This window comes from Pseudoalteromonas aliena SW19 (genome assembly GCF_014905615.1).
GTDB classification, from domain to species: Bacteria; Pseudomonadota; Gammaproteobacteria; order Enterobacterales; family Alteromonadaceae; genus Pseudoalteromonas; species Pseudoalteromonas aliena.
In genome coordinates this window covers 244,601-262,283 of the sequence record NZ_AQGU01000027.1, presented here as the reverse complement: position 1 = coordinate 262,283, position 17,683 = coordinate 244,601, and the positions used below count along the sequence as shown (strand labels likewise).

21 protein-coding genes are annotated in these 17,683 nt (G+C 39.4%); 13 read left to right on the top strand and 8 right to left on the bottom strand.

The features are described from left to right. Window position 1: 1 nt before the first annotated feature. From PALI_RS14535 to mgtE, 11 genes are all read left to right on the top strand, one after another. On the top strand, window positions 2-973 hold the full coding sequence (locus PALI_RS14535; protein ID WP_077536014.1) for a KpsF/GutQ family sugar-phosphate isomerase: 972 nt from the start codon (window positions 2-4) through the stop codon (window positions 971-973). Next, complete coding sequence (kdsC, locus tag PALI_RS14530; protein WP_077536015.1) at window positions 974-1,525, top strand: 3-deoxy-manno-octulosonate-8-phosphatase KdsC; 552 nt, start codon at window positions 974-976, stop codon at window positions 1,523-1,525. It abuts the gene before it with no gap. After that, entirely contained in the window at window positions 1,522-2,076 is a 555-nt protein-coding gene (gene lptC, locus PALI_RS14525) for an LPS export ABC transporter periplasmic protein LptC (protein WP_193156283.1), read from the top strand. Before kdsC ends, lptC begins: the two co-directional genes overlap by 4 nt. Then, window positions 2,066-2,611, top strand: coding sequence for a lipopolysaccharide transport periplasmic protein LptA (gene lptA / locus PALI_RS14520; protein ID WP_193156282.1), 546 nt, complete (start codon window positions 2,066-2,068; stop codon window positions 2,609-2,611). Before lptC ends, lptA begins: the two co-directional genes overlap by 11 nt. Continuing rightward, on the top strand, window positions 2,608-3,333 hold the full coding sequence (lptB, locus tag PALI_RS14515) for an LPS export ABC transporter ATP-binding protein (RefSeq protein WP_138584697.1): 726 nt from the start codon (window positions 2,608-2,610) through the stop codon (window positions 3,331-3,333). The genes lptA and lptB overlap by 4 nt, the downstream gene beginning before the upstream one ends. Window positions 3,334-3,402: 69 nt before the next feature. Continuing rightward, complete coding sequence (locus tag PALI_RS14510) at window positions 3,403-4,902, top strand: RNA polymerase factor sigma-54 (RefSeq protein ID WP_077536019.1); 1,500 nt, start codon at window positions 3,403-3,405, stop codon at window positions 4,900-4,902. A gap of 25 nt (window positions 4,903-4,927) precedes the next feature. Then, complete coding sequence (gene hpf, locus PALI_RS14505; RefSeq protein WP_077536020.1) at window positions 4,928-5,215, top strand: ribosome hibernation promoting factor; 288 nt, start codon at window positions 4,928-4,930, stop codon at window positions 5,213-5,215. A gap of 4 nt (window positions 5,216-5,219) precedes the next feature. Beyond that, window positions 5,220-5,672: a PTS IIA-like nitrogen regulatory protein PtsN gene (gene ptsN, locus PALI_RS14500; protein ID WP_077538835.1), complete on the top strand. Its 453-nt coding sequence runs from the start codon at window positions 5,220-5,222 to the stop codon at window positions 5,670-5,672. A 19-nt stretch (window positions 5,673-5,691) separates the two neighbouring features. Then, the gene (rapZ, locus tag PALI_RS14495) at window positions 5,692-6,537 is read left to right on the top strand and encodes an RNase adapter RapZ (protein WP_193156281.1); all 846 of its coding nucleotides are present in this window, start codon (window positions 5,692-5,694) and stop codon (window positions 6,535-6,537) included. A 45-nt stretch (window positions 6,538-6,582) separates the two neighbouring features. Next, window positions 6,583-6,855, top strand: coding sequence for an HPr family phosphocarrier protein (locus PALI_RS14490; RefSeq protein ID WP_193156280.1), 273 nt, complete (start codon window positions 6,583-6,585; stop codon window positions 6,853-6,855). Between the two features lie 280 nt (window positions 6,856-7,135). Next, window positions 7,136-8,494 carry a magnesium transporter gene (gene mgtE, locus PALI_RS14485; RefSeq protein WP_193156279.1) on the top strand — a complete coding sequence of 453 codons (1,359 nt, stop codon included), beginning with the start codon at window positions 7,136-7,138 and terminating at the stop codon, window positions 8,492-8,494. A gap of 142 nt (window positions 8,495-8,636) precedes the next feature. On the opposite strand, the gene PALI_RS14480 is transcribed toward mgtE, so the two are convergent. Continuing rightward, complete coding sequence (locus tag PALI_RS14480; protein WP_193156278.1) at window positions 8,637-10,814, bottom strand: YgiQ family radical SAM protein; 2,178 nt, start codon at window positions 10,812-10,814, stop codon at window positions 8,637-8,639. Between the two features lie 704 nt (window positions 10,815-11,518). Here PALI_RS14480 and PALI_RS14475 point away from each other — a divergent pair. Further along, window positions 11,519-11,986, top strand: coding sequence for an SRPBCC family protein (locus PALI_RS14475; protein ID WP_182770393.1), 468 nt, complete (start codon window positions 11,519-11,521; stop codon window positions 11,984-11,986). Next, complete coding sequence (locus PALI_RS14470; protein ID WP_138584382.1) at window positions 11,955-12,842, top strand: TIGR03899 family protein; 888 nt, start codon at window positions 11,955-11,957, stop codon at window positions 12,840-12,842. Before PALI_RS14475 ends, PALI_RS14470 begins: the two co-directional genes overlap by 32 nt. A 33-nt stretch (window positions 12,843-12,875) precedes the next feature. Here the strand turns inward: PALI_RS14470 and PALI_RS14465 are convergent, their stop codons facing one another. From PALI_RS14465 to dusA, 7 genes are all read right to left on the bottom strand, one after another. After that, on the bottom strand, window positions 12,876-13,646 hold the full coding sequence (locus tag PALI_RS14465) for a TIGR04219 family outer membrane beta-barrel protein (RefSeq protein WP_077536027.1): 771 nt from the start codon (window positions 13,644-13,646) through the stop codon (window positions 12,876-12,878). A gap of 3 nt (window positions 13,647-13,649) precedes the next feature. Then, complete coding sequence (locus PALI_RS14460; RefSeq protein WP_182701550.1) at window positions 13,650-14,636, bottom strand: DUF2333 family protein; 987 nt, start codon at window positions 14,634-14,636, stop codon at window positions 13,650-13,652. Between the two features lie 8 nt (window positions 14,637-14,644). Continuing rightward, window positions 14,645-15,154: a copper chaperone PCu(A)C gene (locus tag PALI_RS14455; protein ID WP_077536029.1), complete on the bottom strand. Its 510-nt coding sequence runs from the start codon at window positions 15,152-15,154 to the stop codon at window positions 14,645-14,647. Between the two features lie 79 nt (window positions 15,155-15,233). Beyond that, complete coding sequence (locus PALI_RS14450) at window positions 15,234-15,560, bottom strand: hypothetical protein (protein ID WP_077536030.1); 327 nt, start codon at window positions 15,558-15,560, stop codon at window positions 15,234-15,236. Window positions 15,561-15,571: 11 nt separating this feature from the next. Next, on the bottom strand, window positions 15,572-15,778 hold the full coding sequence (locus PALI_RS14445) for a PspC domain-containing protein (protein ID WP_182701549.1): 207 nt from the start codon (window positions 15,776-15,778) through the stop codon (window positions 15,572-15,574). A gap of 9 nt (window positions 15,779-15,787) precedes the next feature. Beyond that, complete coding sequence (locus tag PALI_RS14440; RefSeq protein ID WP_193156277.1) at window positions 15,788-16,468, bottom strand: PspA/IM30 family protein; 681 nt, start codon at window positions 16,466-16,468, stop codon at window positions 15,788-15,790. 242 nt (window positions 16,469-16,710) lie between these two features. Continuing rightward, entirely contained in the window at window positions 16,711-17,679 is a 969-nt protein-coding gene (dusA, locus tag PALI_RS14435) for a tRNA dihydrouridine(20/20a) synthase DusA (RefSeq protein WP_193156276.1), read from the bottom strand. Window positions 17,680-17,683 lie beyond the last annotated feature (4 nt).

Sequence of the window (17,683 nt, the reverse complement as noted above, 5' to 3'; positions counted from 1 at the left end):
AATGGCAGCGCTAAACTTTATTGAACAAGGCCTTCGCGTTTTAAACATAGAGCGCCAAGCACTGAGTGATATTGCACAATATGTAGATGAAAACTTTCATCAAGCTTGTCAATTAATATACGATTGTAAAGGTCGCACTATTGTTATTGGCATGGGTAAATCCGGTCATATTGGCAATAAAATAGCAGCCACACTAGCCAGTACTGGTAGTCCCGCTTTTTTTGTACACCCTGGTGAAGCAAGCCACGGGGATTTAGGAATGATCACTAAAAATGATGTGGTGATGCTTCTTTCAAACTCAGGTGAGACCAGCGAAGTTTTAAATATTATCCCCGTGTTAAAACGCCTTGGCGCAAAAATGATAGCGATGACGGGTAATGAAAAATCGACCATGGCAACACTTGCAAACGTACACGTATGCATAAAAGTAGAACAAGAAGCCTGCCCGTTAGGGCTCGCACCAACAGCAAGTACCACAGCAACACTTGCTATGGGCGATGCAATAGCTGTCGCCCTTTTAGAAGCCCGTGGATTTACAGCCGATGACTTTGCACTTTCACACCCTGGTGGCAGCTTGGGCAAACGCTTATTACTTACTTTAAAAGATGTTATGCACGGTGGCGCAAACACGCCTATTATTAATATTTCACAAACAGTAAAAGACGCACTGATTGAAATGTCGGCTAAAGGTTTAGGAATGACCTCTATTGTTGATGAAAACCAACAATTAACGGGGCTATTTACTGATGGCGATTTACGTCGTATTTTAGAGCAACGAGTTGATATTCATACCACGCAAATTAGCGAAGTAATGACTAAATCATGTACGACCGCAACCCAAGATATGCTGGCTGCCGAAGCACTTAATATTATGGAACATAAACGCATTAATGGTTTAATTATTGTCAATGAGCAAAACCAGCCTATCGGTGCACTAAATATGCAAGACTTATTGAAAGCAGGAGTATTATAAATGCAATTTGAAGAACTCTATCAACCGCTAAGCGATGATGCTAAAGCACGTGCTAAAAAAGTAAAATTGCTTATTTGCGATATTGATGGTGTATTTTCTGATGGGCGCATTTACTTAGGCAACCAAGGTGAAGAACTAAAAGCATTTAATACTAAAGATGGATTTGGTATAAAAGCGCTCATTAATAGCGGCTTTAACGTTGCGGTTATTACTGGACGTCACTCGCAAATTGTACAAAACCGTATGAGTAGCTTGACCATACAACACATCTACCAAGGTCAAGAAAATAAACTCGTTGCTTATGAAGAACTAAAACATAAACTTGATCTAACGGATGAACAAATTGCTTATATTGGTGATGATGGTCCTGACATGCCAGTGATGGAATTAGTCGGCTTTGCAGTCGCTGTTAACGATGCTCACCCGCTAATTAAGCGCCTGTCACACTACACCACACAAATGCCTGGCGGCTTCGGTGCAGTAAGAGAGCTTACAGACTTATTAATGCTAGAAAATGGGCACCCACTGACCACACAAGGTACAAGTTCATGAATATAGCGCGCATAATATTAAGCGTTTTATTCATCAGCTGTATGGTTTGGCTTTGGTACCCTTATTTTACGCAAACAAACATTACTACACAGAGCACATCTGAGGTTATAGCTGAGCCTGATTATACTGCAATAGAACTAAAACAAACTGCGTATGATGAGCAGGGCAAAATAAGTCACAAAGTGACAGCTGCCAAAATGGAGTTATATCAACAATTAGGTTTTACCTTTTTTGAAAAACCTATTTTTACTTTATATAACGAAAAACAGGCTTGGCGCATAAATGCTGATGAAGCAACCCTGTACGAAGGCAAACAATTAGTTTTAGAAGGTAATGTTGTCGCTAAAAATCTAACCGATAAAGCAATGATAGAAAAAATCGATGCCGATAATATTCAAGTTGATATAAAGCTACTAACAATGCGCTCAGAGCAACCTGTAGTTGTAACTGGACCTAATTTAAAGATCACTGGTAAAGGCCTAGAAGCCGATCTAAAAACCGAAGTGATAAAACTTATTAACCATACGCGAACCATATATTATGACCAATAAATTTTCAAAAATACTTATTATCCCAACGTTTTTATTAGCATTTAACAGTAATGCAGCAGAGCAGTCGACTCAACCGGCTGCCAACCAAATCTCAATAAGTGCCGATAAACAAGAAGGCCAATTAAAAGCCAATGTGGGTATTTTCGAGAAAAACGTTGAAATTATTCATGGAAATCGCCGTATTACCGCCGACCGTTTAGAAGTACACAAACGCGAAGAGCTCGGTGATAATAAGCAGCTATTAATTGCCACAGGCAGTCCGGCACATTTTGAAGAAAAACAACCCGATGGCACGACTATGAGCGCAAGTGCTAATGAAGTGCGTTACGATGTATCTAAGCGTTTTTTAACGCTTGTTGGTAATGCACAAGTATCACAAGCTGGGCAAAAAATAAATGCAAAAAGTATTACTTACGATATAGAACAGCAATTAATTAGCGCTGAAAAAGATGAAAATTCAACGGATCGCGTTCACACAATTTTAGTGCCTATTGAAGCTAAAAAAAGTAAAACAAGCGACAAAGGCCAACCATGAGCACATTAAAAGCAGAACTATTAGCCAAAAGCTATAAAGGCCGTGAAGTTGTAAAAAACGTCGGCCTTGAAGTTAAAGCTGGCAGTATTGTTGGCTTACTTGGCCCAAATGGCGCAGGTAAAACCACCACGTTTTATATGATTGTGGGCTTAGTACCTAGCGATAAAGGAAAAATATCTATCGACGATAACGATATTACTCTTTTACCTATGCACAGTCGTGCTAGATTAGGCATAGGCTACTTACCACAAGAGTCTTCAATTTTTAGAAAGCTAACTGTTTATCAAAACTTAATGGCAATTTTAGAAACACGTAAAGAGCTTAAGAAGCAGCAAAGAGAAGATACGCTAAATAATTTATTAGACGAATTTAATATTCAACATATCCGTGACAGCCAAGGTATGGCGTTATCGGGTGGTGAACGTCGCCGCGTAGAGATAGCCCGCGCATTAGCGGCTAATCCCAAGTTTATATTATTAGATGAACCGTTTGCGGGCGTTGACCCAATCTCTGTACTTGATATAAAAAAAATCATAGAACATCTTAAAAATCGTGGGATTGGTGTGTTAATTACCGATCATAACGTAAGAGAAACCCTTGATGTTTGCGAAAAAGCCTACATTGTTTCTCATGGGGAGCTGATTGCATCAGGTACTCCAGAACACGTATTAAATGACAAAACAGTACGCGATGTTTACTTAGGCGAGCAATTTAGGCTGTAACATTTACGCCATGGCTTTAAGCATCTGCTAGTATTAATTATAACAACATAAAAGGATTGTTAGAGATACATGAGGCAATCACTACAGCTGCGCATGGGCCAGCAACTTACAATGACTCCACAGTTGCAACAAGCTATTCGTTTGTTGCAACTCAGTACATTGGATCTCCAGCAAGAAATACAAGAAGCGCTCGACAGCAACCCACTTTTAGAGGTTGAGGAGCAAGACTATTCTGAAGACGCTGCAGGTAAAAATGAACAAAAAGCAGACACCGATGATATAACTGTTAGCGCATCTGCCGACGATGCTCCAAGCGAATACGAACAAGACAGCGGCGAAGCACTTGCTAAAGATACGGTAAGTGACGACATGGCGATGGATGTTAGCTGGGACGAGTACATGAGCGCAGCTCCAGCCTCTTCATCAGGTCCAATGCCTGAAGACGAGTCTATATACCAAGGTGCATCAACGGAAACGCTCCACGAGTATTTAATGTGGCAACTTCAACTAACGCCATTTAGCCCTACTGATGAAGCGATTGCGATTGCTATTGTGGAAGCCGTAGATGATTCAGGCATTTTAACACTAAGTTGTGAAGAGATTCTCGAAAGCTTCAACCAAGAAAACGAAGATGATAATGAAGTTGAACTTGATGAAATAGAAGCTGTTTTAAAACGCATTCAATTATTTGATCCGGTCGGTATAGCAGCGCGTAGTTTACAAGAGTGTTTGTGCATTCAGCTTAATCAGTTTGATAAAGAAACACCCTATATTAATGAAACAAAAATGATTTTAACCGAGCACATAGACTTATTAGCAGCTCGCGACTATCGTACATTAATGAAAAAAACGAAGCTCAAAGAAGAAGAGCTTAAAGAAGTAATGACACTCATCCATACGCTAAACCCAAAGCCTGCAGATACTATTGTTAGGGAAGAGTCTGAGTATGTAATTCCTGATGTGTCAGTGAAAAAAATTAAAGGCCGCTGGGTTGTTGAACTAAATCCAGATAGCATGCCAAAAATTCGCGTAAACAGCCAATATGCTGCGATGTCTCGCACTGTTAAATCAAGCGGTGATAGCCAGTTTATACGCTCGCATTTACAAGAAGCTAAATGGTTTATTAAAAGCTTAGAAAGTAGAAACGATACATTATTAAAAGTAACTAACTGTATTGTTAAGCAGCAGCAAGGCTTTTTTGAACATGGTCCTGAGGCCATGAAACCTATGGTTTTAAATGATGTTGCTGAAATGGTGGAAATGCACGAATCAACTATTTCGCGTGTAACCACTCAAAAGTATATGCATACACCTCGGGGGATATTTGAGCTTAAATACTTTTTCTCAAGTCATGTAAGTACCGAAAATGGCGGTGAATGCTCATCTACAGCAATACGTGCACTTATCAGAAAATTAATCGCTGCAGAAAACTCAGCAAAACCATTGAGTGATAGCAAAATAGCGGATATATTGGCTGAGCAAGGAATTAAAGTAGCGAGACGTACAATCGCAAAATATCGCGAATCTCTGGCTATTCCACCGTCAAATCAGCGAAAAAGTCTGATTTAAGACGCAAACAAAGAGGGTAATGCTTATGCAACTAAACTTAACTGGTCGTCACGTAGAATTAACTGATTCACTAAGAGACTATATAAATACCAAATTTGCGAAGCTAGAAAGACACTCTGATCATATTAATAATGTTCATGTCATTCTTGATGTAGAAAAACTAAGCCAAAAAGCAGAAGCAACAATACATGTAAGTGGTGCTGAGTTATTTGCCTCAACTGAGCATCAAGACATGTACGCTGCCATCGATTCGTTGATTGATAAGCTCGATCGCCAAGTAATTAAACACAAAGAGAAGCTTGCTCGACACTAATATGATGAAATTAAGCTCACTTATATGCCAGGACTGCAGCAAAGCTGCGGTCCTTTTTAATAGCAAAAAAAGAATTTTAGAGTTTATCAGCGAACTTGCTCACGATAAGCTTCCGTACCTTTCTCAACAAGATATTCTTAGCGCTTTACTAAGTAGAGAAAAGCTAGGCAGTACTGGTATAGGTAGAGGCATAGCGATCCCTCACGGGCGCATGAGCGGTGCACAAGAGCCCTTAGCCTTAGTACTCGTTAGTGAAACACCTATTAGCTTTGATGCAATTGATAATCGTCCCGTTGATATTTTTGTTGCACTCATCGTACCAGATGGTGATAACCAGCAGCACTTAAAGACTCTGGCAACCATTGCTGATAAACTTAACGACAAAGAATTTTGTAAGCAATTGCGCAGTGCAAAAACGGATACCGAACTGTATCAAGTTATTGTTAAGCAATCGTAATTAATATAAAGGGTGATAAATGGAGCTAATTATCATAAGTGGCCGATCAGGTTCTGGTAAGTCGGTTGCTTTACGCGTTGTTGAAGATTTAGGTTATTATTGCGTAGATAACATTCCGTTAAATCTTTTACCTTCTTTGGTACGCAGCGTTTCTGATAACTACGATAAAATCGCAGTGAGCATTGATGTACGAAACCTTCCTAAGGAACAAGAACAGTTTAATGATATTCTTGAATACTTACCCGGTTTTGCAAAGCCTACTTTATTTTATTTAGACAGCGAAGATCAAACACTGATAAAACGTTTCTCTGAAACTCGCCGCTTACATCCCCTATCGGTTGACTCGCTGCCGCTTGATTTAGCAATCAAAAAAGAAAAAGAATTACTTGATGTACTGACCAATCGAGCAGATTATATGATTGACACAAGTGACTTAAGTGTTCATCAACTTGCTGAATCTATTCGTGAAAAAATATTAGGAAAAAAAGACAAGCAGCTTATTGTCACGTTTGAATCGTTTGGTTTTAAACACGGTATCCCTAAAGAAGCAGATTATGTATTTGATGCACGCTTTTTGCCAAATCCGCACTGGGAGCCTGAGTTAAAACCGTTAAATGGGTTAGATCAACCTGTTAAAGATTATTTAGCGAGTCATAGCATAGTGCAAAAGTTCACATGGCAAATTCAAACTTTTGTACAAACATGGTTACCCCATTTAGAACGAAATAACCGCAGTTACCTAACGATTGCTATTGGCTGTACTGGTGGGCAACATCGCTCAGTGTATTTAGCACAAACAATTGGTGAAAGCTTTGCGATGACACACCCCAATGTAAAAATTCGCCACCGAGAGCAAGAGAAATAATTCTCACATAAAATAATAATCAGTTCAGCTTAGGTAGGGTAACGTATGCGCTTAGAAGATACCTTTTTAATACAAAACAAATTAGGGCTACATGCTAGAGCTGCAACTGTATTAGCTCAATTGGCCGTAAAGTTTGACGCTTCGATAACCTTGTTCCAAGATGAAAAAGAAGCGGCGGGTGATAGCGTACTCGCATTAATGCTACTTGAAAGCAGCCAAGGTAAAGAAGTTAAGGTAGTATGTGAAGGCCCTGATGCAGAGCAAGCCTTGAGCGCCGTTGGTCAACTAATATCACAGCGATTTAACGAACAAGAATAGTCAGTAATAAATACTTAAAAAGTAAAATTAAATTAGTTAACCTGAACTCTGGTTAAGAGATTTACTAACGTATTGAATCAGGTGATATTTAAATTTATTTTCTCTAGCCAGAGATTTTCAGTGAAAATAAGGCGAATTTACGCGTCAATAGCGGGCCTATTGCAAGTAAATTCAACGCAGTTAGCGCTGAAAATAGCTGCTTGAGATAGATTTATTATCCAGAGTTCAGGTTAGTTAACCTCTCCCACCAAAGTAATATTAAAATTAATTAAGGATGCCAATGCCCGAAGCTTTTGAACAAGACTATCCACTACAACAACTAAAACAAGTGACTAAGTCGCTTAACAGTGGTCAATTTGTTCAAGTTAGGCGCATGTTAGCAAAAACAGCTCCTTGTGATACTGCATTATTATTAGAATCATCACCGCATAAAATTCGCCGACTCCTTTGGCAATTAGTTGACCCTGATGTACAAGGTGATGTACTTGAAGAATTATCTGAAGATGTTCGTTTAGGCATTATTGCCCAAATGGAACCTAAGCATATTGCGGCCGCAACTGAAGATATGGGCCACGATGACTTAGGTGAAGTACTCCGTAGCCTGCCAGACACCGTTTATAAAGACGTTGTTAGCGCAATGGACATTCAAGACCGTGAGCGAGCAACACAAGCACTTTCTTATCAAGAGCGCTCCGCTGGTGCGCTAATGAATACCGATACGGTGACCATTCGCCCTGACGTTACGCTCGATGTTGTACTTAGATATATTAGGCTACGCGGAGAGCTACCTGAAGGCACCGATGACCTCTATGTTGTTGATAAACATAACTGCTTTATAGGCGCTTTATCGCTCAGTACATTATTGACTAACCCGCCCGAAAAAATTGTTCGCGATTTGATGGATGAAGATTGTGAGTCAATTCCAATTTCAATGGATGAAAGTGAAGTCGCACAACTCTTTGAGCGTCATAATTGGATATCAGCCCCTGTTGTTGATGACAACGCTCAACTACTTGGTCGTGTCACTATCGATGATATTGTTGACGTAATCCGAGAAGATGCCGAGCATAGTTTACTCAGTTTAGCGGGTCTTGATGATGAAGAAGACACCTTTGCGCCTGTTTTAAAAAGCTCGAAAAAACGCTCAGTTTGGCTAGGAGTCAACTTATTAACCGCACTTGCAGCAGCCTTTGTAGCTAGCTTTTTTGAAGGCACTTTAGATGTATTACCAATTTTAGCGGTACTTAACGGCATTGTCCCTTCTATGGGTGGTGTTGCAGGTAGTCAATCATTAACCCTTGTTATTCGTGGTATTGCTGTCGGCCACATAAATCAAACTAACCAACGATTTTTGATGATGAAAGAGCTTGCCATTGGCGCGCTAAACGGCATTTTGTGGTCACTGTTAATAGCGGGCGTTATTGCCCTATGGCAATGGGACTTTATGCTGGGTGGCGTACTCGCCTTTGCGATGTTTATGAACTTAGTGGTGGCTGGAGTTGCTGGTGCTAGTATTCCGATAATTCTTAAACGAATGAATATAGACCCAGCGCTTGCAGGGAGTGTGGTGCTCACTACTGTTACAGACATCGTTGGTATATTTGCCTTTTTAGGTACAGCCACTTGGCTGTTAGTTTAGCTTTCTAAAACTTATATTTAAAAAAAGCGGGAAGTTAAATTTAACTTCCCGCTTTTTTATAGCTTAAAAATTTTAACAACATTATAGAGTGATTTAATTCGTTAAATTGTTCAAATCTTTATGCCGGTTGGTATAAACCCTATTATCGGGCTCTTTGGCGGTTACCACCGACTTTAGGCTTAGTGTTTGCCTTTTTAAATTGGCTAAAACCTGTGTGGCGCGTTAATGCAGGTCGCCCTCCCTTGCTACTACCTTTACCGGCTTTTTCATCACGTCCTTCTTCAGGCACTAAACAGCCAGGCCCTTTACCAATTAAATTAGCTTTACCCATTTTACGCAGTGCCTCACGTATCATCGGCCAACCAGCTGAGTCATGGTAACGTAAAATTGCTTTATGCAATCTACGTTGACGTGCCCCTTTAGGGACAGGCACGACTTCTGAGTTATTTTTTATATTACGTAAAGAATTCATCTCTGTATGATAAATAGTTGTCGCATTAGCCATGGGTGATGGGTAAAAGTTTTGCACTTGATCTAGCTTAAAGTCATTCGACTTAAGCCATAAAGCCATGTTTACCATGTCCTCATCTTTTGTGCCTGGGTGAGCTGAAATAAAGTAAGGAATTAAATACTGCTTTTTACCGGCTTCTTTTGAGTATTTATCAAATAATTCTTTAAACTGATCATACGCGCCCATACCTGGTTTCATCATTTTTGATAATGGACCATCCTCGGTATGCTCTGGGGCTATTTTTAAGTAGCCACCGACATGATGCGTTACTAACTCTTTAACGTAGCGAGGGTCGCGTACTGCTAAGTCATAACGCACACCCGACGCAATCAACACCTTTTTAATACCCTTAACTTCACGTGCTTTTTTATACAAGTCTATTGTTGGCGTATGATCTGTATCCATGTGCTTACAAATATCTGGATACACACATGATAAACGTCTGCAGGTACTTTCTGCTTTTTTACTGGTACAACGCAATTTATACATGTTCGCCGTTGGGCCACCTAAATCAGAAATAACACCGGTAAAACCTGGTACTTTATCTCTAATTTGTTCAATTTCTTCAATAATTGACTCTTGCGAACGGCTTTGAATAATACGCCCTTCATGCTCTGTAATTGAGCAAAACGAACAACCACCAAAACACCCACGCATAATGTTCACCGAGGTTTTAATCATATCGTAAGCCGGTATTTTCGCATCACCGTAACTTGGGTGAGGAATACGCTGATACGGTAAACCAAATACAGCATCCATTTCATGGGTTTCCAACGGATATGCTGGGGGATTTACCCAAATAGATCGATCGCCATGACGCTGATACAACGCCCTTGCACAACCAGGGTTTGTTTCTTGATGCAAAATACGCGAAGCATGCGCATATAAAGGTTTATTAACGCTGACTTGCTCATAGGCAGGTAATTTAACGTAAGTTTTTTCCCACGGTTTAGGGCGCGCGGGCTGAACCATAATTGGTTTTGCAGCTTCCGCTTTTAAATCAATACCGGCTTGTTTAAATTCAGACTTACTACAGCCAACATCATCCGCGCCGTATGGATTTGGAATAGGATCTATTTTACCAATTTTATCTATCGCGGTAGAGTCGCTACCACGCCAACCTGGTAACGGTTCTTTTCGAATAACGGCTGTGCCACGAATATCCTGAATAGTATCCATCGTTTCACCCGCAGCAATGCGATGTGCGACTTCAACTAACGGACGCTCTGCGTTGCCGTAAATTAAAATATCGGCTTTTGCATCAAACAAAATACTACGACGTACTTTTTCTTGCCAGTAATCGTAATGAGCAATACGGCGCAGACTGGCTTCAATACCACCAATAACAATGGGGATGCCTTTGTATGCTTCACGGCATTTTTGAGAGTAAATCATTACGGCGCGATCGGGGCGTTTACCACCGACATTATTTGGCGTGTAAGCATCATCATGACGCATACGTTTTTCGGCAGTATAGCGGTTGATCATTGAATCCATGTTCCCAGCTGTTACACCAAAAAATAGATTCGGTCTGCCGAGCTCCATAAATGCATCTTTAGAGTCCCATTCTGGCTGGGCAATAATACCCACTCTAAAACCTTGCGCTTCAAGTACACGACCAATTACCGCCATGCCAAAACTAGGGTGATCAACGTAAGCGTCACCACTGATAATTATTATGTCGCAGCTATCCCAGCCAAGTGCATCCATTTCTTCACGTGTAGTTGGTAAAAATGGCGCGGTGCCATAACATTCAGCCCAATACTTTGGGTATGAAAATAAGGCGCGCTTAGCTTTGAGTGTGCTCATAAATTTGGCCGTAGAATAACAAAAGGCGCGAATTATACCCTACTACATTGTTTATATATACAACTAACCAAAGGAGGTATTTTATTATTCAATAATTTACTTTAGAGAGCATTGCGAGGCCGTGTTGACCTTTGTCGATTGAAATTTGTTCAACCTAGGGACGGTTGAATCGCGGCGTGAGGTTTGTAACCTAGTAGGCTCGGTAACAACTCCTGCGTTATCGTCTATTTATGGGGAACAAGCATAGATCATAGGCTCTGCCTTGCTTAAATACCAAACAGCCTGCTGCAAATTCAACCTCGAAAGATCAACATGCCCTAGCTAAAGGTTGAACTTACACTGTACGTTTGGTTTTAGACAAAACTAAACTTATTAAGGATGGTTACACCCTGCTATAAAAACAGGTAAAAGCAAGGCCTGTATAAACGAAGCAAATTTACTTACTTTTTACTTAGCTTTTTAAAAGTCAGCAATCTGAAAGGATTAATAATTTTTAAGTAACTCATTAAACTTTTGGTTTATAAATCAATTCATACTATATTTGGCTTATAAATCTTTACCTTTGTATATTGAGCATTCTTTTATAAGGCGCACTTATTAAATTATTAAAAACGTTATTACAATTTCTCTTTATATTATTACTGCTGGCTTTAGTAATTGGCTTAACGCTACCTCAAAATTACAGTGTTGATAAAAAAATGGTAATAAACGCAGATACTCGCACTATTAAATTATTAGTTAGCGATTTTGATCAGTGGCATAAATGGTCCCCATGGCAACAAGTGGATACATCAATTCGTTTTAGCGTTAATGAACCGAGTGCTGGCGTAGGGGCTCATCAATCATGGGTTAGTAAGTGGGGTTATGGAGAGATGACCATTACTTCCATAAATAAAGATAAAATAGCATTTAACTTACTATTAGATAATGAACATATAGTACAAGGAACCTTAGAGTTTGCTCAAGCAAATCAAGTCATCATGGTTACATGCCATATTGAAGGTCAGGCAACTACATTATTAATCTCAGGCTATATGGCTATGTTCTACAAATATATATTAAGTAATGCAGTAACCTTGGGGTTAAATAATTTAAAAACAGTCGCTCAACTATATGAGCCACAAGCTACTACGGACAGCCATGACAGTAAAAACAGCACAAGCCCGAATTAATCTCGCTAACATAATTGAGTCATTACTTGGCTACTCAGTCGCAAAAATAGCAAGCAATGGGCTTTCCTCATCAAATGAGCAAAGTTATGGGCCACAAGGAAGAATAAAACCTCTGTACCACATCAATAGTGATAACTCTATTTTAGCTCGCGCTCAAAAAAGACAAGATCTATTACTCATTAAACAACAACAAAATATTGAAGCAATTTTATCAATGGCAATGAGTTTTTGCCCTGATGTAGCCAGTAGTCACCGACCGGATGCAGACTGGGTTGAGCACTTTGTTGCTTTATGTGAAGATACTTCTAATGAGTCAATGCAAACGCTATGGGCAAAAATTTTAACGGGAGAGACTCTCAATCCTGGGACTTTCTCAATTAAAAGCCTGCAAACTCTCAAGCACATGACCCAGCGCGAAGCCGACTCGTTGCAAAAATGTGTTTCACTTTCTGGCTATAATGAAAAAGACGACAGTCATTTTATTTTGCTTGGCTTTTATAAAAAGCCATCCCTGTTTGATTTACTGCGCAAGGGCAATAAAGTGTCATTAAATTTAGGAAGAACAGGCATTAGCTTCCCTGATATTTTAACGCTAATGGACCTTAACCTACTCTATAGAAAAGAAATTGAATCAGCGGTACTTAAAGCAGGACAAGAACTTACACTGTCTTTTTTGTCACAAAAAGTAACATTAAAAGCAAAAAGCAGTGATTTAGTATTGAGCTATTACAAATTCACTCAAACCGGTGATGAGCTATCTAAACTTATTAATTTTCCAATCAACAAAGTCTACAAGCAATTGATTAATAATGCATTAGAGGGAGAGTTTGAGTTAGCATGGCATGCTATAAAATAGCACACCACACTTTATTTAATTAGTCTGTGCTAATTAGAAGTGAACTTGCACACCTACAAATGGGCCTGACGCATCAATATTAGTATTAATATCATCAACGTCGTCTAACTCCAAAGTCATAGAGCGATAACCTGCTTTAACTGCAACATCTACAGCTAGGTTATCAAGCAGTTCCCACGCTACACCCACTTGATAATCTTGTACTTTGCTGTCGTCGATAGCTAAGAAACTACCTTCAACAAACATGCTTAAACCTGTAAATGGTAGACCAGCTTCAGCACGACCGTAAGCTAGTGGTACAAAACCTGAAAAATCAACGTTTTCTGTAAAGTTAGCACCACCAGTTTGCGTAGTACCCGTTACTATCATATCACCGTCAAACTGCTTTACATTTAAACCTAAATCAATCGAGATCAAGTCGTTATCAAATATTTCGTAGTAAAAAATATAATCAATATGTGTCAAATCGTTTACCGAATTAACAGCAGTACCCACGACATAATCAGAACCATTAAAACTAAATGTATCAGTTAATACTGCAGAGCCATTTAATTCAAGCTCTGTATATTTAAATTTGAAATTAGGTACTACAGGGACTGGGTGTTCAAGCGCGATGTAATAACTTACAAATGTTTCATCTTTAAATTTAAAATCTTGAGGTTGATTTCCTTTATAAGAAAACTGACCATCGCTATCTGATTTCCAACCATCAACACCTGCGTACAAGCCTAATAACGTATCAGCTTGTGCTGCTGGTGCTAAACATGCCAGTGAAAGGGCTGCTGCTAAACAATACTTTTTCATTTTTTATCCTTGAGCTAATAGCTCGCTAAGTTCGATTAAAGCCGCGTTGGCTCTAGAAATATAATTTGCCATAACCAAAGAATGATTAGCTACATAGCCAAAACCATTTCCGTTTAAAATTATTGGGCTCCATACGGTTTCTTGAGTTGCTTCAAGTTCACGTATAATTTGTTGTACACTTACACGGGCATTCTTCTTTTCAAGTACATCAGCAAAGTCATACTCCACGGCCTGTAAAAAATGCAATAGTGCCCAAGTTGCACCGCGAGACTCATAAAACACGTCATCAATCTCTAACCATGGTGTTCTTATTTGTTGCTGTAATGGCGCAAGTGTCGCTTGTTTATTAGATGAATTACCCGCTAAATCTGTGTTTACTTTTTCTTGGCCTACACTAGCACTCAAGCGCTGACTTAAGCTGCCTAGGCGCTTTTCTGCTTCTTTAAGCCAACCGCGAAGATTATCAGCCCGTGCGTAAAATTGACTATCACGCTCGTGTTGATTTGCAATTTGCGTACGATAAACAACTAAGTAATCAATCCCTTTTTGATATTCACCTTCAGCACTTGGCCATGCCCATGCTTCAGAGCTTATATTAAACTGTGGCTGCGCTTTTTTAAGTGCTTCATGTTCAGTTGACTGTGATTGTGAGCGGCTAAAATCTTTACGCATAGAAAGTGATAAATCACGCACCATTTCTAGTGCACCATATTCCCATGCTGGCATGTCATCCATAATCACACTTGGCGGCATTACATCATTTGACAAATAGCCTCCTGATTTATTAAGTAAGGTATTTGCTACTGTGATTAATGTGGAGGTGGTGATATAGCCCGTTACTATTTTTTCGTTACGCAGCTGTGCTTGCTCTTTTGCATTTGCAACAACGTCAAAGCGTGAAGGCTCGGTGCTCCAATATACAGCAATGGCATAAAATATGATGAGCAGTAAAACAATTGCTCCTGCTATTTTTCCTTTATGTTGCGACATACATACTCCTAATGGTGGGAATGTTGTGTTGATGACTTTGATTGCTTCGCTTGCGATTCAAGCGACACCACCTGCGCATTAGTGAAAAGGCGGTTGCCATCACTAAAATATAGCGTGAGTTTACGTTCTTGCCCTACTTTTAGTGGCTCTTGTGGCTCAAACACCATTAAATGATATCCACCAGGTTGAAAGATTACACTTTCATGGCCTTTAATTACTACTGAGTCAACCTTTTGCATTTTCATCATGCCATCAACGTGTGAATGCTCATGTATTTCTACACGCCCTACACCATCAATGCTCGCTTTTATTAGCGTTGCAGCTGCTTTATTGTGATTAGTAATTGTTAAATACCCTACACTTGATGTACTTGCAGGTAAAAACTCTCTAACTTGAGCATTATTTACTATAAGTTCTGCGGTATCAGCGTCATGATCATGTCCAGAATGCGCCGCCAGTGATGACGAAAAAAAACCAAACATTAATGTAGTCGCTATCGAAAAACACCATTTCATCATCATTATAATCCTTGTTAAAACATAAAATAACACGCTAAATTTAACATAGTTACTTTATAATAGTCAGTAAAATTAAGGATTAAGAAATCATTTTTTTGTTATCAGCAACTAACCAACACACTATTGCGATAAACAATAACGGCCATGCAATAATTACCGAGCCAAACAGTAAGGCTAAAATAGTACCCACTAATGCAACTACACCAGCACCAATTAACCCCATAGCTACAAGCGCAACAACAACCACTACTGCAACTATTGCTGCAAATGCACCTACCAGCTCAAGCCCTGCCCAGCTAATATCAGCAATCCAAAGCGGAAACTGCCAAGTATCAAAGTGCGTAAACGATATTAAATTAGTAAACAACAATAAATAAACAAGTACACATACGACTAAGGCTTTCATTGGATTACTCCTTAAGATATTTTTTCATCAAGGCAGCAATGTGCAATAAAATAACCTAATGCAATTGCAAACGGAAAACTCAAAAATAACAAAATAGTGACCAAACGCGTTGACCACACTGGAAAATCTAATCGATATGCCAAACCACTACACACACCCGATATTTTTTTATCAAGCGTATTTTTATACCAGCCACGTTGACGATTAAAACTATTCATAACACCCTCCTAAGCAGTTTGCTTTACGTTAGTTTTTAAGCTCGCTTTTAAACTTGCAAGCTCTGCATCAATTTTTTCATTTTTAACTAACGACTCTATTTCAGATACAGTCGAGCTTGCTGAGTCAGTGAGTTCATAAGCTTCTACTTGCGCCTCAATACCTTCAACACGTTGCTCAATTTGTTCAAAACGAGATAACGCATGCGCCACTTTATCGCTTTGTAATTGGGTATTAATTTTATTTCTTGCAACAACAACGTTATGACGCTGTGATAATTGAGTTTGCTTAACTTTGGCTTCTGCCATTTTTTGTTGAAGACGCTCACAATCGTTTCTAATTTTTGTAATAGACTCTTGAAGGGCCACTAATTGAGTTTGCTTATTCGCAATACTTTCGCTCAGTTCCTGCTTTGCAACTAATGCTGATTTAGCAAGATCATCACGCCCTCTTTCAACAGCAAGTTCAGCTTTGGTTTGCCATGTTAAGAGCGTGTTTTTTTGAGTATCAATTTGGCGGTTGATTATTTTCTCTTCGCACAATAAGACTGCTGCAGTACTACGACACTCATTCAGTGCATCTTGCATCTCGCTAAGCATTAAATTGACCAGCTTTTTAGGATCTTCTGCTTTATCAAGCATGGCAACAATGTTTGATTGAATTACATCATTTACGCGATTAAATATGCCCATGGTATTCTCCAGTTGATTTTAAATTGATTACAACAAGACGATTCCAAGAGTTGTGCCAAGTCAATTAAAATAGAAGTAAATACAATAATATCAGTAGATTAAGCAGTTTATAACCAAAATAAGAATGACTTGAAACTGAATGAAATAAAGTGTAATTAGCCAATAAAGTATGTTTTTGACTACTTTTTAGGATCAAAAAAGCCACTCGAAAGTGGCTCAATATTTAATGCTTGTGCATAACTTTATTCTGGTACAAAGCTGAGTGCCTTATCCATAACCGATAAATCTGCTTGCTTGCCATGACCGTTTTCAGAAAGGTGGCGCCTAAACCCACGTGCGCCTGGTTGTCCCTGAAAAATACCGAGCATATGGCGCGCAACATGCCAAAAGTTGGCCCCCAAGCGCATTTCTTCTTCAATGTAGTCATACATAGAACGTACTACATCATGACGAGATTGCGTATTGGCAGCATCACCATATATTTTTTCATCAACGTCATTGAGCATAAATGGATTACTGTAAGCTTCGCGACCAATCATTACACCATCGATATGTTGTAGGTGTTCTAGGCTCTGCTCAATTGTTTTTACACCGCCATTTAGGCTTAAATCAAGCTGTGGGTAATCTTTTTTAAGCTGGTAAACACGAGGGTAATCAAGAGGTGGAACTTCACGGTTTTCTTTCGGACTTAAGCCATTGAGCCACGCTTTACGAGCATGAATAATAAAATCATCACACCCTACTTTATGAGACGCTTCAATTAACGCACATAAAAACTCATACGAATCCTGCTCATCAATACCAATACGCGTTTTAACGGTAACCGGAATAGTAACTTCACTTTTCATAGCTGCAACACAGTCAGCAACTAATTGAGGTTCTGCCATTAAACACGCACCAAAACGGCCATTTTGAACTCGGTCTGATGGGCAACCTACATTTAAATTTATTTCGTCATAACCACGCTCACCTGCAAGCTTGGCACATTGCGCAAGTGCTTTAGGATCTGAGCCACCTAATTGCAACGCAACTGGGCCTTCGTGTTTATTAAAATGTAAGTAGTCGCCTCGACCAAATAAAATAGCACCCGTAGTTATCATCTCAGTATACAACACCGTGTGCTTAGTCATCTTGCGATGAAAAGTACGACAATGGCGATCAGTCCAATCAAGCATCGGGGCTACAGAAAAACTTCGATTCAGCTTATTCATTCCC

What these genes read in the sequence shown, in the direction of transcription:
- PALI_RS14535 (WP_077536014.1), top strand. Translation starts at nt 2, where the DNA reads ATGGCAGCGCTAAACTTTATTGAACAAGGCCTTCGCGTTTTAAACATA.
- kdsC (WP_077536015.1), top strand. Translation starts at nt 974, where the DNA reads ATGCAATTTGAAGAACTCTATCAACCGCTAAGCGATGATGCTAAAGCA.
- lptC (WP_193156283.1), top strand. Translation starts at nt 1,522, where the DNA reads ATGAATATAGCGCGCATAATATTAAGCGTTTTATTCATCAGCTGTATG.
- lptA (WP_193156282.1), top strand. Translation starts at nt 2,066, where the DNA reads ATGACCAATAAATTTTCAAAAATACTTATTATCCCAACGTTTTTATTA.
- lptB (WP_138584697.1), top strand. Translation starts at nt 2,608, where the DNA reads ATGAGCACATTAAAAGCAGAACTATTAGCCAAAAGCTATAAAGGCCGT.
- PALI_RS14510 (WP_077536019.1), top strand. Translation starts at nt 3,403, where the DNA reads ATGAGGCAATCACTACAGCTGCGCATGGGCCAGCAACTTACAATGACT.
- hpf (WP_077536020.1), top strand. Translation starts at nt 4,928, where the DNA reads ATGCAACTAAACTTAACTGGTCGTCACGTAGAATTAACTGATTCACTA.
- ptsN (WP_077538835.1), top strand. Translation starts at nt 5,220, where the DNA reads ATGAAATTAAGCTCACTTATATGCCAGGACTGCAGCAAAGCTGCGGTC.
- rapZ (WP_193156281.1), top strand. Translation starts at nt 5,692, where the DNA reads ATGGAGCTAATTATCATAAGTGGCCGATCAGGTTCTGGTAAGTCGGTT.
- PALI_RS14490 (WP_193156280.1), top strand. Translation starts at nt 6,583, where the DNA reads ATGCGCTTAGAAGATACCTTTTTAATACAAAACAAATTAGGGCTACAT.
- mgtE (WP_193156279.1), top strand. Translation starts at nt 7,136, where the DNA reads ATGCCCGAAGCTTTTGAACAAGACTATCCACTACAACAACTAAAACAA.
- PALI_RS14480 (WP_193156278.1), bottom strand. Translation starts at nt 10,814, where the DNA reads ATGAGCACACTCAAAGCTAAGCGCGCCTTATTTTCATACCCAAAGTAT.
- PALI_RS14470 (WP_138584382.1), top strand. Translation starts at nt 11,955, where the DNA reads ATGACAGTAAAAACAGCACAAGCCCGAATTAATCTCGCTAACATAATT.
- PALI_RS14465 (WP_077536027.1), bottom strand. Translation starts at nt 13,646, where the DNA reads ATGAAAAAGTATTGTTTAGCAGCAGCCCTTTCACTGGCATGTTTAGCA.
- PALI_RS14460 (WP_182701550.1), bottom strand. Translation starts at nt 14,636, where the DNA reads ATGTCGCAACATAAAGGAAAAATAGCAGGAGCAATTGTTTTACTGCTC.
- PALI_RS14455 (WP_077536029.1), bottom strand. Translation starts at nt 15,154, where the DNA reads ATGATGAAATGGTGTTTTTCGATAGCGACTACATTAATGTTTGGTTTT.
- PALI_RS14450 (WP_077536030.1), bottom strand. Translation starts at nt 15,560, where the DNA reads ATGAAAGCCTTAGTCGTATGTGTACTTGTTTATTTATTGTTGTTTACT.
- PALI_RS14445 (WP_182701549.1), bottom strand. Translation starts at nt 15,778, where the DNA reads ATGAATAGTTTTAATCGTCAACGTGGCTGGTATAAAAATACGCTTGAT.
- PALI_RS14440 (WP_193156277.1), bottom strand. Translation starts at nt 16,468, where the DNA reads ATGGGCATATTTAATCGCGTAAATGATGTAATTCAATCAAACATTGTT.
- dusA (WP_193156276.1), bottom strand. Translation starts at nt 17,679, where the DNA reads ATGAATAAGCTGAATCGAAGTTTTTCTGTAGCCCCGATGCTTGATTGG.